The organism is Hydrogenophaga sp. ZJX-1 (genome assembly GCF_048590325.1).
GTDB lineage: Bacteria > Pseudomonadota > Gammaproteobacteria > Burkholderiales > Burkholderiaceae_C > Hydrogenophaga.
Map to the genome: position 1 here is coordinate 68,543 of NZ_JBMBRA010000010.1, position 13,463 is coordinate 82,005.

The following is a 13,463-nucleotide window of genomic DNA, read 5'->3' on the forward strand; positions in this document are numbered from 1 at the left end:
TGGACCGGGTGACCGCGGCCGGTCGTCCGTCAGTCGCCGGGGCGTTGCTCTTGGACTTCGGCCAGCTGGTTCATGGTTTTCAGGATCACATCGGGCGCGTAGCGGATGTTCATGAACTCGCTCATGCTCAGGGAAGGCCAGGCCAGCGCGATGCGGTAGCGCCCCGGCAGCGCGTACACCTTGTTGTCGACGATGAAGATCTCGTAGGGCAAAGCGGCCATGTGTTCCTGCCCCGCCGCCCCGAGCTTGCCGACCCACCAGCCCTCGCCACGCGCCGCATCGTTCAGCGCCACGCCGAACACCGCCAGCTTGCGGTCGGCCATGACCACCTCGTAGACCTTGGCGGTGGTGCCCACGCCGTTGGCCAGGCCCTTGCGCACCATCTGCAGGGCTTCGTCGAAGCTGCCGAATGCGCGCAGCTCGGCGCGGAAGGAATCAAAGCGCTCCATGGACATCATGTACTGGTAATTCGCCAGCCGATCGGCCGGCACGTCACCACCGAAGCCGGTGCCCGTCCCCAGCGCCTTCGTCAGCCGCGCCTGCACCGAGCGGGCCGCTGCCTCGGCCTGCGGATACGCCTGGCGCAGGTAGGCCCGGTACCAGTACTCCGGCGTCGTGTACGACACGCGGCCGTCGCGCATCACGCCGACCCGGATCGCCGCCGCCACAATGCCGCTGCCGCCCGACGCCCGGATGGCCTGCAACATGGCGCTGTCGGTCACCAGCACCACGCCGCCCGCCTGCAGCCCCTTGGGCAGGTGGCGTCCCAGCAGGGTGAAACCCTCGGCCTGCAACTTTTTCTCTACAGCCCCCATCTGCGCCTGCAGCTCGCCCGCCGGCAGCGGCGTGCCACTCGTGTAGGGTGACAAGGCCTGACAGGTCGAGACCACCATGAACAGCCATCCAGCCAGCAGCAGTTTTTTCATCTTGCAGGTCTCCTCCAGGGTTGACCCGAACCATAGCGCCGCCGCGGCAACGCCGCATCAGGGCTATTCCCATGCCGGTTGGGGTATTCGGGCTGTTCGCGGGCTCGTCGCCCTGACGCTGGCGGCGGTCGGCATGGCGCAGGCCGCGCCGGCCCTGCCGCCGTTGCTGCTGGGCGAAGGCGCACTCAACCCGGCCTGGCGCTTCGTGGGCTTCCCCAAGAAACACGCCGACCTGCCCGCGACCCGTTTCGAAGCCGGCCGCGTGGACGGCCAGGCGGCGCTGAAGGTGGTCACCGCCTCGTCTTACGGCACGCTGGTGCACGACCAGAAAGACGTGCCACCCGCGCGCCTGCAATGGCGCTGGCGGCTGGACCAGCCGCTCACCGGCGGCAAGGCGCCGCCCGATCTGCTGACCAAGGCGGGCGACGACGCCGCGCTCAAAGTCTGCGTCATGTTCGACCACCCGCTGGGTCGCGTGCCGTTTGTGGAGCGCACGGTGTTGCGCATCGCACGCGGCGTCAGCGGCGAAACCCTGCCCGCGGCCACGCTTTGCTATGTGTGGGACAGCGGGCGCCCTGCGCCGCTGCAGGGCGCCAACCCCTACACCCGGCGTGTGCGCTTCATCAGCCTGCAGGGCCAGGGTGCGCCGCTGGGCCAGTGGGTGAACCAGAGCCGCGACCTGGCGCAGGACTTCAGCGCGCTCTTCGGCGACGAGCTGCCCGCGGGCGCGGAAGTGCCGCGCGTGAGCACCGTGCTGATCGGCGCCGACAGCGACAACACCGCCAGCACCAGCACCGGCTGGGTGGCCGATCTGCGCTGGGTCGACGGCCAACCCTGAAACAACCCGTAACATCGGGGCCCATGCACCACGGCATCAAAAAACTCCTGCTGCTCGGCGCCGGTCATGCCCACGTGCAGGTGCTGGCCCAACTGGCCCGGCAACGCCCCGCCGACCTGGACGTGACCGTGCTCACGCCCTACCCCCACCAGACCTGCAGCCGCATGGTGCCCGGCCTCGTCGCCGGCCGCTACAGCGAGGCGGACTGCCAGATCCCGCTCGAACCGCTGATCAGGGCCGCGGGTGCGAAATGGCTGCAGGGCCGCTGCACCGGCCTCGACGCCGCCGCGCAGACCGTGATGGCCGCTTCCACCGACAAACACAAGGCGCTGCCGCCCGAGCTGCGCTACGACCTGCTGTCCATCGACACCGGCGCCGTGATCGACCGCAGCCGGCTGGAGACCGAGATGCCCGGCGCCAGCGAACGCGCGCTCATCGTGCGCCCGACCGAAGTCTTTGCCAGCCTGTGGCCGCGCGTGCTCGACATGGCCCGGGAAAAGCCCTTGTCCATCGCCGTCATCGGGGCCGGAGCCATCGGCCTGGAGTTGTTGTTCGCGGCCGAGCAGCGCCTGCGCGAAGCCGGTTTTCAGGCCACGCAGTTCACGCTGCTGACCGGCGATGCCGACATCGCGGCCCACCACCCCGAGGGCGTGCGCCGCCGGGTGCTGAGGCGGCTCAAGCAGCGCGGCATCACCGTGCTGCGCGACACCTGCACCGGCATCGGCGCGCAAGGCCTTCAACTCGGCAGCGGCGCCACGCTGCAGTGCGACGTGCCCCTGCTCGCCATCGGTGCGCACGCACCCGCCTGGCTGCAAGGCAGCGGGCTGGCCCTGTCCGACACCGGGCAGGTGCTGGTCAACGCCTTCCAGCAGAGTCCCAGCCACGCCAACGTGTTCGCCGCCGGCGACGTGTGCACCCGCGCCGACCGGCCACACGCCCAGAGCGGCGTCTACGCCGTGCGCGCCGGCCCGCCGCTGGCGGCCAACCTGCTCGCCGCCCACGAGGGCCAGTCGCTGAAAGCCCACCACCCGCCGGCCAACACGCTCAACCTGATCGCCTGCGGCGCGGGCCACGCCATCGCCACCTGGGGCCCGCTGCACGCCGAAGGCGCCTGGGCCTGGCGCTGGAAAGACCGCATCGACCGCGCCTTCATGGCCAGGTACACCCCGCCCGCCACGGCCCCGCGCGCCGACCCTGCCCAGCCCCAGCCCCGCTGAGCCCAACCCGGCCGACCGCAGTGCCTGGGCGGTCTTTCTGATCTTCTTGCGCCCAGGCCGGCGACGCCCTGCAGAGCGGCGCCGGCACGGGTCTGCTGCACGGCCTGAAAGTGGTGGCCGTGGCTTTGGTCGCGCAAGCGGTCTGGGGCTTGAGAGGCTTCGCAAGTGATGGAAAAACCGGCACAGTACCCGGAGTGCTGCGACGACCCTCGCCCGCTATCGCACCCCCGATGAGCGCAACTCCTTCCTTAGACGAAACCAGCGTCATGAAACTCGGCTACACCATCATCTACGTCCCCGACGTCGCAGCCTCGCTGGCCTTCTTCGAGCAGGCCTTCGACTTGAAACGCAAGTTCCTGCACGAAAGCGGCACCTACGGCGAACTCGACACCGGCGAGACCACGCTGTCGTTCGCCGCGCACGCGCTGGGTGACATGAACTTTGCCGGCGGGCATGTGCACGCGGACACGTCCGCTCAGCCGCTGGGTTTCGAGATTGCGCTGGTCACGGACGACTTACCGGCCGCGCACGCCAAGACCATCGCGGCCGGCGCCCGCGAGATGGCGGCGCCTTCGCAGAAACCCTGGGGGCAGGTCGTGTCTTATGTGCGTTGCCCGGACGGCATCCTGGTGGAGCTGTGCACGCCGATAGCCGCCTGAAAAAACGTCCGAGGTCTGAGCCCCGCGAAGCGATTCGCGGGGCTTTTTCATGTCGGTTCTCCATTGCGCAGTGCTGTGGTGATCCGCAGGATTTGGCAATGGACGCGCCGTCCATTACAAAAAGCCACATTTGAAACGTTCAGAATCTACCGACCCATGGATGCCGGTCGATCGGTTTATGCCCCTCCATTTTTGGGAACAGCGCGTGGAAAGGCCTTGAATTGAAAGTGGTTTTATAAGACAAAGTACGTCACATACACCGCTTTGAGTACGTGTTTATAGGTACATGAGGCTCGGTATTGATACCCAAGACGGCTGTCGTGACACTGATCCCCATCGCGGCAACATGGAAACCATGTGTGGGTGCCGCGACCCTCCTGGCGGGCCAGCCAGGTCACCAAGGGGAGTCACATGAAACCAGTCACAGACAACGATGTTCGCCCGTCCCGCCGCAACGCGTCCGGCGTCCGGGTTCTCGAATCGGGCGACGGGCTTGAACAGGCCGAACGACGGGCCTTCCTGCAGGCGCTGAGGAGCCACGGCATCACCCTGTCGGCGACTTGTTTGCTGACCGGGACGGGCGCTTTCGCGGCCGACGCCGCAACGCCGACCGGGCCGACCAGCGAACGCCCGACACCCAACCTGGCCGTCGGGCATATCGTGCGCGACTTTGCCGATGCCTATGTCGAACTCATCCGCCTGCTGCGCGAAGCTTCCGAAGTCGAACACGCCCTGATGGCCCAGTACCTGTACGGCGCGTTTTCACTCAAACCCGCCTACGCCTCGATCGCCGGCTATGGCAGCCCGAATTCGAACGACCTGCTCGGCGTGGCCATCCAGGAGATGCAGCATCTTGGCCAGGTCAATGCGCTGCTGATGGCGCTGGACGCCTCGCCGCACCTGATCCGCCAGGATTTTCCCTACCAGCCGGATATCTACCCCTTCGAATTCAATCTCGAACCGCTCACCCAGGCCTCCCTGGCCAAGTACGTCTACACCGAGGCACCGGTGAATGGGCTGAAGCGCAGCAGGGTCTCGAGCCCGAGCGATCACCAGTTCCTCGATCAGCTGGATCGCGTCCTCGGTGGCAGCACCCGGCCCAACCACGTCGGCAGCCTGTACGACAGGATCATCCAGACCCTGCAGGAATACATCAGCACCACGCCCAAGCGCTCGGGGGAAATGAAACCGTGGCTCGCCAAGCTCGAAGAGATCAAGCGCGAAGGCGAAGACAACCATTTCCTGTTTTTCAAGCGCCTCTTTCTCGGTACGCACGAGGGCTTCAAGGGACACCAGAACATCTGGTCGCTGGCACCGAACGACCCGGCCTACCCGAGCCTGCCGCTGGCGATCAATCCGAGCGCCTTCGTCGGCCACCCCAACCAGATCAAGGATCCGCTCGCCCTCAGTCTGGCCTGGCTCGGCAACCTGCACTACTGGACCATCCTGTTGCTCACCGACGCGGCCTATTCCGACGCCGACCACACCTATATCGACCTCGCCAAGCAGCAGATGATGGGCCCCTTCCTGTCGCTGGCGCGCCACATGCCAACGCTGGGCGTCGGCATGCCCTGCGAACCGCTGAGCACCGGTTATGCCCCTTGCCGAACCACGGCGGCCCGCCTGCGCTTCGTTTCCAGCATGGTCGGCGAGTCCAACCAGCTGGCGCAGCAACTCAAGGACCGTTTGCCGGCCGATTACCCGCTCGCCGTCGGCGAGTCCATGATGAGCACCCTGACCGAGAAGCGGGCGCAATACGCATGAATCCGCGCCCGGCAACGAACGGGTGTTTCAACCGTTCGCCGTTGCCGCCTCAAGGCCTGGCCAGGTGCCAGACCCCGCCGCGGAAGCCGTCACCCGAGCGGTCCCCTGGCTTCCTGTCGTTCGCCCACCGGTACAGCGGCCGGCCTTTGTAGGCCCACTGCTGCTGGCCGTCTTCGCGAACGATCAGCGAATAGTCCCCGGCCGCCTGGGCGCCTGCCTTGGCCAGCATGGGGGGCCAGCTCAGGATGCACACACCCGTGCAAACGCTTTTGCCCGGTGTGGTCAGGTCGTTGTCCCACCAGTAGAGGCTCATGCCTTGCTCGTCGGTGATGACACCCTCGGTGGTCTGGGGCTGGGCCCCGGCGACCGACACCCACGCCACCAGGGCCAAGGCGGCGAGGGCTTTCAGGGAAGAAGGGAAAGTGCGCATGTCTGAGTCTCCTGGGTCATAGGACCACTTGCACTGTAGGAGTGGCAGACCGGGCGCCATTGAGCAGAATCAAGGAACGGCCTTTCCTGCGCCCTGGTGTTGCGCGGCGCTTGGCAGGCGCGCCCTGCACAGGGTCCCATCAGGCCCACCCGATCCTCCTGCCTTGCGCTGCAAAATGCCCTCATGAAATCCGGCAACACCTCCGTTTGTGCCTCTGACGCACCGGCGCCGCAGCACGCGCCCCGGTGGCCGGTCGAGGCCTGGCGTCTGGGCGTGATCTCGGGCGCGGCCGTCGCCGCCCTGTGCTTCGTCTATCTGGTGGTGCTGGTCATTGGCCTGGCCACGCTGCCCTCGCCCGATCACCCGGTGCAGCAGCCCTGGTTCGCGCTGCTGGAGCTGCTGATCCTGTTCATCGCGCCCGCGATGGTGGCGCTCGCGGTGGCCATCTGTTGTTCAGCGTCACCCGGGCGTTTGCCGCTGGCGCTGCTCGGCCTGGTGTTCTTCGCCATGTGTGCGCTCACCACCAGCGCGGTGCACTTCGGCATCCTCGTGCTGGGCGGGCATCCGGCGTTCGCCGGCGAGCCCTGGTCCACCCTGGTTTTTTCGTTCCGCTGGCCGTCGTTGGTGTATGCGCTCGACATCCTCGCCTGGGATGTCTTCTTTCCCCTGGGCGCCCTCTTCCTCGCGCCCGCCGTGCAAGGCGCGGGGCTGGCCAGCGGCGCGCGCGCGCTGCTGGTGATCAGCGCCGTGCTGGCGCTGGCGGGTCTGGCGGGTGTGGCGCTGGGCGACATGCAGGTGCGCCTGATCGGCGTTGTCGGCTATGTGCTGTGTTTCCCGGTCGCGGCCGCGATGCTGGCGCTGCGGTTCCACCGGGAGCGTCGCGCGGTCGACGGCTGAGACATTGGCGCCGGTTTGGCCGATCATTGCCGCGGGCATTCTGCTCACCAATCCATTCGCAACGCACCAGGAGGACACCGTGCAAACCGTCACCATGCCTTTGCAGCTCGCGCCGACCAGCCTGACCCAGCCCATCTTGCCCAACTGGTCGTTTCACCTGTTCAACGTGAACCTCGGCTCGTCGTCGAACCCGGTGGTGGAGCAGGCCGCGCTGGAGAAGGTGGGCAGCTATGGCCGGCAGATCGGGCACCTGGCCGAGGCGCTGGAGCTGATCGTGAAGAAGACCCGGCTGCTGGAGAGCCAAGACCTCACGCAGGATGAGAAGGACGTGCTGCAGGTGTTCCTGGGCGATGTCTCCGCGATCCGGCAGATCAAGGCGTCGCAGCCGTTCAGCTGAGCACGCGCCAGCCCAGCCCGGGTGTGACCGCCCGCGCTTCGCCCTCGCCCAGATCCACCGGATGCAGCAGCCCCGTTTCAACCGCTTCCCGCGTGAACTCGCGCAGCGTGCGCACCCTCGCACAGGGCACGCCCACATCGTTGAGGCGCTGCTCCAGCTCGGCGGCCGACCGGTCCGCCAGGCGCGCGGCCAGGGAGTCGCGGAAGGCCTTGGGGTCGCGCGCCCGTGCGAAGCGGGCGCCGGCCTCGGTGTCCGCCGGCTCCAGCATCGGCGCCACCTCGGCGGTCGGAATTTCCAGCACAGCCAGCAGCCGCGCAACGTGCTCGGGCGTGTTGGCGCCGATGGCGAGCCAGCCGTCGAGGCAGGCGAAGGTGTCGGCGGCCGGGCTGCCCGAGTAGCCTTTGTTGCCCACGCGCGCGATGTCGTGGTCCAGCGTCATCGCGTCGCAGGCGAAGGGGTACATGAGCTGCAGCGCGCTGGCCCACATGCTCACGTCCAGGAAGCTGCCCACGCCGGTGTGCTCGCGCTCACGCAGCGCGGCCATGATCGCCAGCGCGCCGATGACGCCGGTGGCGGCATCGACGACGGGGAAGCCGACCTTGACCGGTGGATCCCCTTCCTGCCCCGCCAACATGGTCATGCCGGTCAGGGCCTGGATGACGTGGTCGTAGGCACCGCGGCCGGTGCGCTGCGGATCGGCGTAGCCATAGCCCGAGATCGCACAGTAGACGAGGCGCGGGTTGATGGCCTTGAGGTCGTCGTGGCCCAGACCGTGGCGCTGCAGCACCCCGGGGCGGTAGTTGTCGACCAGCACGTCGGCCTCGCGTGCATAGGCCAGCAACGCGGCCCGGCCTTCGTCGCTGCCCATATCGATTTCGCGGGTGACTTTGCCGGCGTTGAGCGCCGTAAAGGCGCTGGCGCCCGAGGCCGAACGTCGCATGACGTCGCCCCCCCCGGGCCTCTCCACCTTGATCACCTCGGCGCCCATCTGCGCCAGATGGAAGGTGGCAAAGGGCCCGGCGATCACATGGCTGAAGTCCAGCACGCGCACGCCGCGCAGCGCCTGCGGCGGAAGGGAGAAGCCCGGCGGCATCAGTTGCTCACCCCCAGGCGCGCGGCCTTGACCAGCTGGTTGAATTTCAAGGTCTCGCTCTCGATGAAGCTTCTGAACTCTTCCGGTGAGCGGCTGAGCGCGACGATGGAGCCAGCGGCCTCGGCATCGGCGCGCAGGGCCGGGTCTTCGTAGGTTTTGGCGACCGCCTTGAACAGCAGGTCCACCACCTGCGGTGGCGTGCCGGCCGGCGCCCAGAGGCCGAACCAGGCGTCGAGCGCGAGGTCGGGCGTTTTGAACACCTCCACCAGCGTCGGCACGTTCGGGAATCCGGCCATGCGCTGGGCGCTGGTCACGGCCAGTGCGCGCACCTTGCCGGCCTGCACATGCGGGATCGCGGTCGAGGCGATGGGAAACGCGAAGTGCGTGGTGTTGGAGAGGATGGACGGCACGATCTCCACCGAGCCCTTGTAGGGCACGTGCACCGCGTCGATCTGCGCCTGCAGCACCATGGCAGCGCCCGCCAGGTGGGCCGCGCTGCCGATGCCGCCCGACGCGTAGTTGAACTTGCCGGGGTTTTTGCGGGCCTCGGCCACCAGGTCTTCGACGGTTTTGAAGGGCGAGTCGGCGTGGACCACCAGCATGGACGGCGAGAAGGCGGTGCGGGTGACGAAGCTGAAGTCTTTGAGCGGGTCGAACTTCACACCGGGCTGCATGGCCTTCTGCGTGATGTGCGACGAGGCGCCCATGAGGATGCTGTAGCCGTCGGGCGGCATGCGCGCGACGTTCTGTGCGGCCAGGATGCCGCCCGCCCCCACGACGTTCTCGACCACCACGCCGCCCTTGCCCAGCACCTCGGCCAGCTTGACGGCCATCTTGCGCGCCAGCAGGTCCGGGCCACCGCCGGCCGCGAAGGGCACGATGACCCTGATGGGCCGGCTGGGGAAGTCGCTGGCCTGCGCGAAGCCCGTCAGCGGGAGGCCCAGCAGGGCGCCGGCCGTGGCGAGCGAATGGAGGTGGAACTGGCGTCGCGTGGTCATGGTCTGTCTCCTGTTGTGTTTGAACGCATGGTAGGCAGCGCGTACCATTCCTTCAATTGAAATAACGTACTCAAGAATTAACCCATGGTTAACAAAGAGCCCTCCCCGAACAAGGCCCCGTCCGTGGCCCGGCGCTTGCGCCTGCCCCAGCTGCAGATGGTTCGCATGGCCGGGGACGGCGCCAATTTCCGCGAGATGGCGGAGGCCTTGCACGTGACGCAACCGGCCATCACCAAGATGGCGCAAGAGCTGGAGCGGACCCTCGGCGCCGAGGTGTTCGACCGCAGCGCCTCGGGCCGGCGGCTCACCGCCTTCGGTCTGGCGGTGCTGCCCCATGCGCAGCGCTCGCTGGCGGCGCTCGGACAGCTGGAGGAAGAGCTGCCACGCTACCGGGACGGCGACCAGCCCGCGCTGCGCATCGGCTCGCCCTCGTTCACGGCCGCGGTGCTGCTGGCGCGACCGGTGGCGCGCTGGCTGCAGCAGACACCCGGCGCCCGGGTGCAAATGAGCGACGGGGTCAGCGTCCAGCTGCTGGCGGCCCTGCAGGCGGGCGACCTGGACTGCGTCATCGGCAGCTTCGACGAGGGATCATCGAGCGACGTCGACCTCGCGCAACTGCACTTCGAACGGCTCTACGACGATCACGTCACCTTCGTCGTGCACCCGGACACGCCGGGGCGAACCCGGCTCAACAAACTGGGGCAGCTGCTGGACCTGCCCTGGGTGATCCCGCCGCGCGACTCACAGGTCTGGAAGGTGTTGCGCCAGGCGTTCACGGCCGCCGGCCTCGCCCTGCCCTCGGGCGTGCTCGAAACCAGCTCGGTGCAGGCCATCGGCGCCATCCTGAGCGAGGCGCCGGGCACCGTCGGCGCCATGCGCGTGGACGCCGGGCGCTACCGTCGTGCGCCACGACGGGCTGGAGATGCTGCCGATCACACCCGCCATCAAGCTGCCCCAGATCGGCATCCTGCGGCTGCACTCGGCCCCGCCGTCGGTCGCGCTGGACAGCCTGCTCACGCTGGTGCGCGCCGAGGTCTCGACCCTGATCGCTCAGCGGCCGCGCCGGGCCCGGGCGGCTACCGCGGTGAGGTGAACCGGGCGACCGGCTTCATTTGCCGCGCAGGCCCTCCTGCTCCATGAGCAGGTAGGTGTTGTAGGCGTTCATGCGGTTGGCGAACGGGAACATCGGCATGTGTGCCCAGGCGCTCCAGTCGGTGCTGGCGTAGGCCTCTTCAAACGGCACCATCTCTTCAGACGCCTTGCCCATGGTGCTGCGCAGGTAGCCGAGGTAGTCGCGGATGACGCCGATGTCCTTGCGCGGGTCGGTGGACGCCGTGCCGTGACCGGGCACCACGGCCAGGGCGTCGAAGGTGAGCAGGCGGCTGAGCGCGCTGATCCACTGGTCGCTGTTGGCCTTGCCCACAAAAGGCAGACGCCCGCTGAAGATGAGATCGCCCGCAAACAGCACCCGCTCACCCGGCACGTAGATCGCCAGGTCTTCCGGCGTGTGCGACGGCCCCACCTGTTCGACCACGAAGCGGGCGCCGGCCAGTTCCAGGGTGGTGGAGCCATCGAGCCAGCGGTCAGCGGGCACCAGCCGGGTCTTGGCATCCACCCAGGGCGCCAGCTCGGTCCGCGATGCCTCCAGCCGCTGCTGGGCCGTCTCCGAATGGAGGTATTCCCGTGCGGCGCTGTGGGCAATGATCTGCGCGCCCTGGGCCTTGAAGGCCTGCAGGCCGTAGATGTGGTCGGCGTGGTAGTGGGTCACCAGCACGTGCGTGACCGGCTTCGGGGTGACCTCGGCGATCTTGCTCAGCAGGCGCTGCGCCAGCGCGGGCGAACCCAGCGCGTCGATCACCACCACGCCCTGCGGCGCCACCACGAAGGCGGCGTTGCTGATGAAGTTCTGGTTGGCGGGCGTGCCCAGCGCGGCCAGTCCTTGCACGTAGTAGGCGTTGGGGCCCACCTTCTGGAGCGCCATGTCGGGCACGGGCTGTGCGCCCACCGCCGAAGCGGTCAACAGCAGCAGCGCCGAAGCGCCATGGGCCATGTGGCGTGAGAGCCGCCGCACCGAGGCAAACAACGGGTTCAGCATGATCGGCTCCTTGGGTGTTGAAAAAACGCGCTCAGAGGCGGGGCGTTGTTCGGGCGTGTCCGAGCAATTCACTGTCTCTCAGTGTTTGGCCGGCGCGGTGGCTTTGGCGGCGGCGTCGAAGCCGCCCTTGGCCTTCCATTCTTCCATGCCGCCCTGCAGGATGCGCAGGTTGTCCCAGCCCGCCACGCGCATGGCAAAACCGGCCTGGGCCGAAAGCGAACCGGTGTTGCAGTAGATCAGCACGGGTTTGTCTTTGGGGATGGTGTTGCGCTTGGCCAGCACCTGGCGCCAGTCCATGTTGATGGCGCCGGGAATGTGGCCCTTGGCGAACTGGCCGGCATCGCGCGCGTCGATCACCAGCATCTTTTTCCACTCGTCGGCTGGAATCTGCTCGGCAAAGATCACGCCGCCGCCATAGTCCACGAACTCCAGATACGCCTCCATCTCGTCAACGGCGATGGCCTTGTTGTCGGCGTGGGCGGCGGGGACCAGCAGCAGGGTGCTGGCGGTGAGGGCGGCAAGCGCCAGGGTGCGGAAATTCATGTCAGTGTCCAAATATCAGTTGATGCTGATATTTTCGCCTTTTCCCGCGCGAACGTGATCGGTTCAAACCCGCGGTCTCAGCAGTCGAGCAGGTTCGCCAGGTCCAGCAAGTCCCGCGCGTGCAGCGTGTTGGCCGGGTCGGGTGACACGTCTTTCGGCTGCCCGGCGCCGAACTCCAGCGGGCGCTCGATGTAGGCGGTCTGCAAACCGCAGGCGCGCGCGGCGGCCAGATCGTCCTGGTGGGCCGCGACCAGCATCACCTCGGCCGGCGCGGCGTCGAAGGTCTGCGCCACGCCGAGGTAGGTGCGCGGGTCGGGCTTGTAGACGCGGAACATCTCGGCCGAGAGGATGCAGTCCCAGGGCAGGCCGGCGCGCTTGGCCATGTCGGTGAGCAGACCGATGTTGCCGTTGGAGAGCGTGCAGATCAGGTGTTTCGATTTCAGGCGGGTGAGCCCGGCCACGCTGTCGGGCCAGGCATCGAGCCGGTGCCAGACGCGGTTGAGATCGGCGCGCTCGGCTTCGCCCAGGTGGTCCAGGCCGAAGCGCAGCAGCAGCTCGTCGAGGATCAGGCGGTGCAGCTCGTCGATGCGTGTCCAGCCGAGTTCGCCCGATCGCACGCGCGCCATGGCGGGCTGGTAACCCGCGCGCCAGGCGAGCGCGAAGGCGTTGGCATCGACCTGCGGGTGGCGTTCGCTCACTTCGCGCACGATGCTGCCGTGCCAGTCGACCACGGTGCCGAAGATGTCGAAAGCGAGGATGCGGGGCACGGGGTTCATGGGCAGGTGCCTTTCCGTTGCTCAGAGCCAGCGGCGCACGCGCCGGGTGTAGGCCGTGTAGGTATCGCCGAAGAGCGTGGTGAGCACACGTTCCTCGGGCTGGATCTGGAAGCGGGTGATGTAGAGCACGAACACCACCGGCCCCAGCAGCGGCCAGGCGGCGGCGAGCCAGACCGCCCAGGCGGTCAGGAACATCACCAGCCCCACGTACATGGGGTTGCGTGTGATGCGGTAGACGCCGGTGGTGACCAGCGCCGTGGTCTTGCGCGGGGCGAGCGGGTTGATGGTGGTGTGGCGGCGCAGGAAGGCGATCAGGCCCATGAAGTCGAAGCTGGCGCCCACCAGCGCGAGCACCAGGGCCACCGCACGGCGGATGCCCTCGGGCCAGGGCAGCGCGGGCCCGAGCGCGACGAGCGCCCACATGGCCAGCGCCAGCAAGAGCGCCACCACCGGCGGCGGGATTTTGAGTTCGAGCGCTTTCAAGGCGAATCCTTCATGACGACGAAACGGGTCGCGACAACAGGCGCGCCAGCCCCCAGGCGAACCCCAGCCAAAAACAGAGCAGAAAGGCCCAGCCGAACGGCGTCGGCATGCACCAGCCCCAGCCGCAGGCGCCGTTGTTCTGCAGCAGCCAGGGCACGCCCAGCGTATGGAACAGGTAAACCGACAGGTACGGGATGGCGGCCAGCACGCCGACGGGGCTGTCCAGATAGCCGGGAAACCAGGCCCCGGGCAACAGCACCGCGCCGTACAGACCAACGATCCAGGCGAACACCTTCCAGGTGCGGCGCGGCTTCATGCGGTTCTCCTCTTTGACCACAACCGTTCGG

At 67.8% G+C, this 13,463-nt stretch carries 16 protein-coding genes; 7 read left to right on the forward strand and 9 right to left on the reverse strand.

Translation table 11 applies throughout. The annotated features are described in order from the left end of the window. Positions 1-29: 29 nt before the first annotated feature. On the reverse strand, positions 30-926 hold the full coding sequence (locus ACN5W5_RS22480) for a hypothetical protein (RefSeq protein ID WP_420050662.1): 897 nt from the start codon (positions 924-926) through the stop codon (positions 30-32). Here ACN5W5_RS22480 and ACN5W5_RS22485 point away from each other — a divergent pair. The 4 genes from ACN5W5_RS22485 (at position 892) to ACN5W5_RS22500 (ending at position 5,404) form a co-directional block, all read left to right on the forward strand. Continuing rightward, on the forward strand, positions 892-1,764 hold the full coding sequence (locus ACN5W5_RS22485) for a DUF3047 domain-containing protein (protein WP_420050663.1): 873 nt from the start codon (positions 892-894) through the stop codon (positions 1,762-1,764). The genes ACN5W5_RS22480 and ACN5W5_RS22485 overlap by 35 nt on opposite strands. A gap of 23 nt (positions 1,765-1,787) precedes the next feature. After that, the gene (locus tag ACN5W5_RS22490) at positions 1,788-2,981 is read left to right on the forward strand and encodes an FAD-dependent oxidoreductase (protein ID WP_420050664.1); all 1,194 of its coding nucleotides are present in this window, start codon (positions 1,788-1,790) and stop codon (positions 2,979-2,981) included. Positions 2,982-3,247: 266 nt separating this feature from the next. Next, positions 3,248-3,640, forward strand: coding sequence for a VOC family protein (locus ACN5W5_RS22495; RefSeq protein WP_420050665.1), 393 nt, complete (start codon positions 3,248-3,250; stop codon positions 3,638-3,640). Positions 3,641-4,051: 411 nt separating this feature from the next. Further along, positions 4,052-5,404, forward strand: coding sequence for a ferritin-like domain-containing protein (locus tag ACN5W5_RS22500; protein ID WP_420050666.1), 1,353 nt, complete (start codon positions 4,052-4,054; stop codon positions 5,402-5,404). A 49-nt stretch (positions 5,405-5,453) separates the two neighbouring features. On the opposite strand, the gene ACN5W5_RS22505 is transcribed toward ACN5W5_RS22500, so the two are convergent. Further along, positions 5,454-5,834, reverse strand: a complete 381-nt coding sequence (locus ACN5W5_RS22505; RefSeq protein ID WP_420050667.1) for a hypothetical protein — start codon at positions 5,832-5,834, stop codon at positions 5,454-5,456. A gap of 183 nt (positions 5,835-6,017) precedes the next feature. On the opposite strand from ACN5W5_RS22505, the gene ACN5W5_RS22510 reads away from it, so the two are divergent. Continuing rightward, entirely contained in the window at positions 6,018-6,731 is a 714-nt protein-coding gene (locus tag ACN5W5_RS22510; protein ID WP_420050668.1) for a hypothetical protein, read from the forward strand. A 79-nt stretch (positions 6,732-6,810) separates the two neighbouring features. Then, the gene (locus ACN5W5_RS22515) at positions 6,811-7,128 is read left to right on the forward strand and encodes a hypothetical protein (RefSeq protein ID WP_420050669.1); all 318 of its coding nucleotides are present in this window, start codon (positions 6,811-6,813) and stop codon (positions 7,126-7,128) included. Here the strand turns inward: ACN5W5_RS22515 and ACN5W5_RS22520 are convergent. Both ACN5W5_RS22520 and ACN5W5_RS22525 read right to left on the reverse strand, forming a co-directional pair. Beyond that, entirely contained in the window at positions 7,121-8,221 is a 1,101-nt protein-coding gene (locus ACN5W5_RS22520; protein ID WP_420050670.1) for a CaiB/BaiF CoA transferase family protein, read from the reverse strand. The genes ACN5W5_RS22515 and ACN5W5_RS22520 overlap by 8 nt on opposite strands. Then, the gene (locus ACN5W5_RS22525; protein ID WP_420050671.1) at positions 8,221-9,219 is read right to left on the reverse strand and encodes a Bug family tripartite tricarboxylate transporter substrate binding protein; all 999 of its coding nucleotides are present in this window, start codon (positions 9,217-9,219) and stop codon (positions 8,221-8,223) included. The genes ACN5W5_RS22520 and ACN5W5_RS22525 overlap by 1 nt, the downstream gene beginning before the upstream one ends. Positions 9,220-9,303: 84 nt before the next feature. Between ACN5W5_RS22525 and ACN5W5_RS22530 the strand changes: the two genes are divergently transcribed. After that, positions 9,304-10,359 (forward strand): LysR substrate-binding domain-containing protein, encoded by a 1,056-nt coding sequence (locus ACN5W5_RS22530; RefSeq protein ID WP_420050672.1) that lies wholly within the window; start codon positions 9,304-9,306, stop codon positions 10,357-10,359. Here ACN5W5_RS22530 and ACN5W5_RS22535 read toward each other — a convergent pair. From ACN5W5_RS22535 to ACN5W5_RS22555, 5 genes are all read right to left on the reverse strand, one after another. Continuing rightward, positions 10,328-11,314: an MBL fold metallo-hydrolase gene (locus ACN5W5_RS22535; RefSeq protein ID WP_420050673.1), complete on the reverse strand. Its 987-nt coding sequence runs from the start codon at positions 11,312-11,314 to the stop codon at positions 10,328-10,330. The genes ACN5W5_RS22530 and ACN5W5_RS22535 overlap by 32 nt on opposite strands. 78 nt (positions 11,315-11,392) lie before the next feature. Further along, the gene (locus ACN5W5_RS22540; protein ID WP_420050674.1) at positions 11,393-11,857 is read right to left on the reverse strand and encodes a rhodanese-like domain-containing protein; all 465 of its coding nucleotides are present in this window, start codon (positions 11,855-11,857) and stop codon (positions 11,393-11,395) included. Between the two features lie 77 nt (positions 11,858-11,934). Continuing rightward, complete coding sequence (locus tag ACN5W5_RS22545) at positions 11,935-12,633, reverse strand: haloacid dehalogenase type II (RefSeq protein ID WP_420050675.1); 699 nt, start codon at positions 12,631-12,633, stop codon at positions 11,935-11,937. A 21-nt stretch (positions 12,634-12,654) separates the two neighbouring features. Further along, positions 12,655-13,116: a methyltransferase family protein gene (locus ACN5W5_RS22550; protein ID WP_420050676.1), complete on the reverse strand. Its 462-nt coding sequence runs from the start codon at positions 13,114-13,116 to the stop codon at positions 12,655-12,657. Positions 13,117-13,126: 10 nt separating this feature from the next. Then, on the reverse strand, positions 13,127-13,432 hold the full coding sequence (locus ACN5W5_RS22555; RefSeq protein WP_420050677.1) for a hypothetical protein: 306 nt from the start codon (positions 13,430-13,432) through the stop codon (positions 13,127-13,129). Between the last annotated feature and the right edge of the window lie 31 nt (positions 13,433-13,463).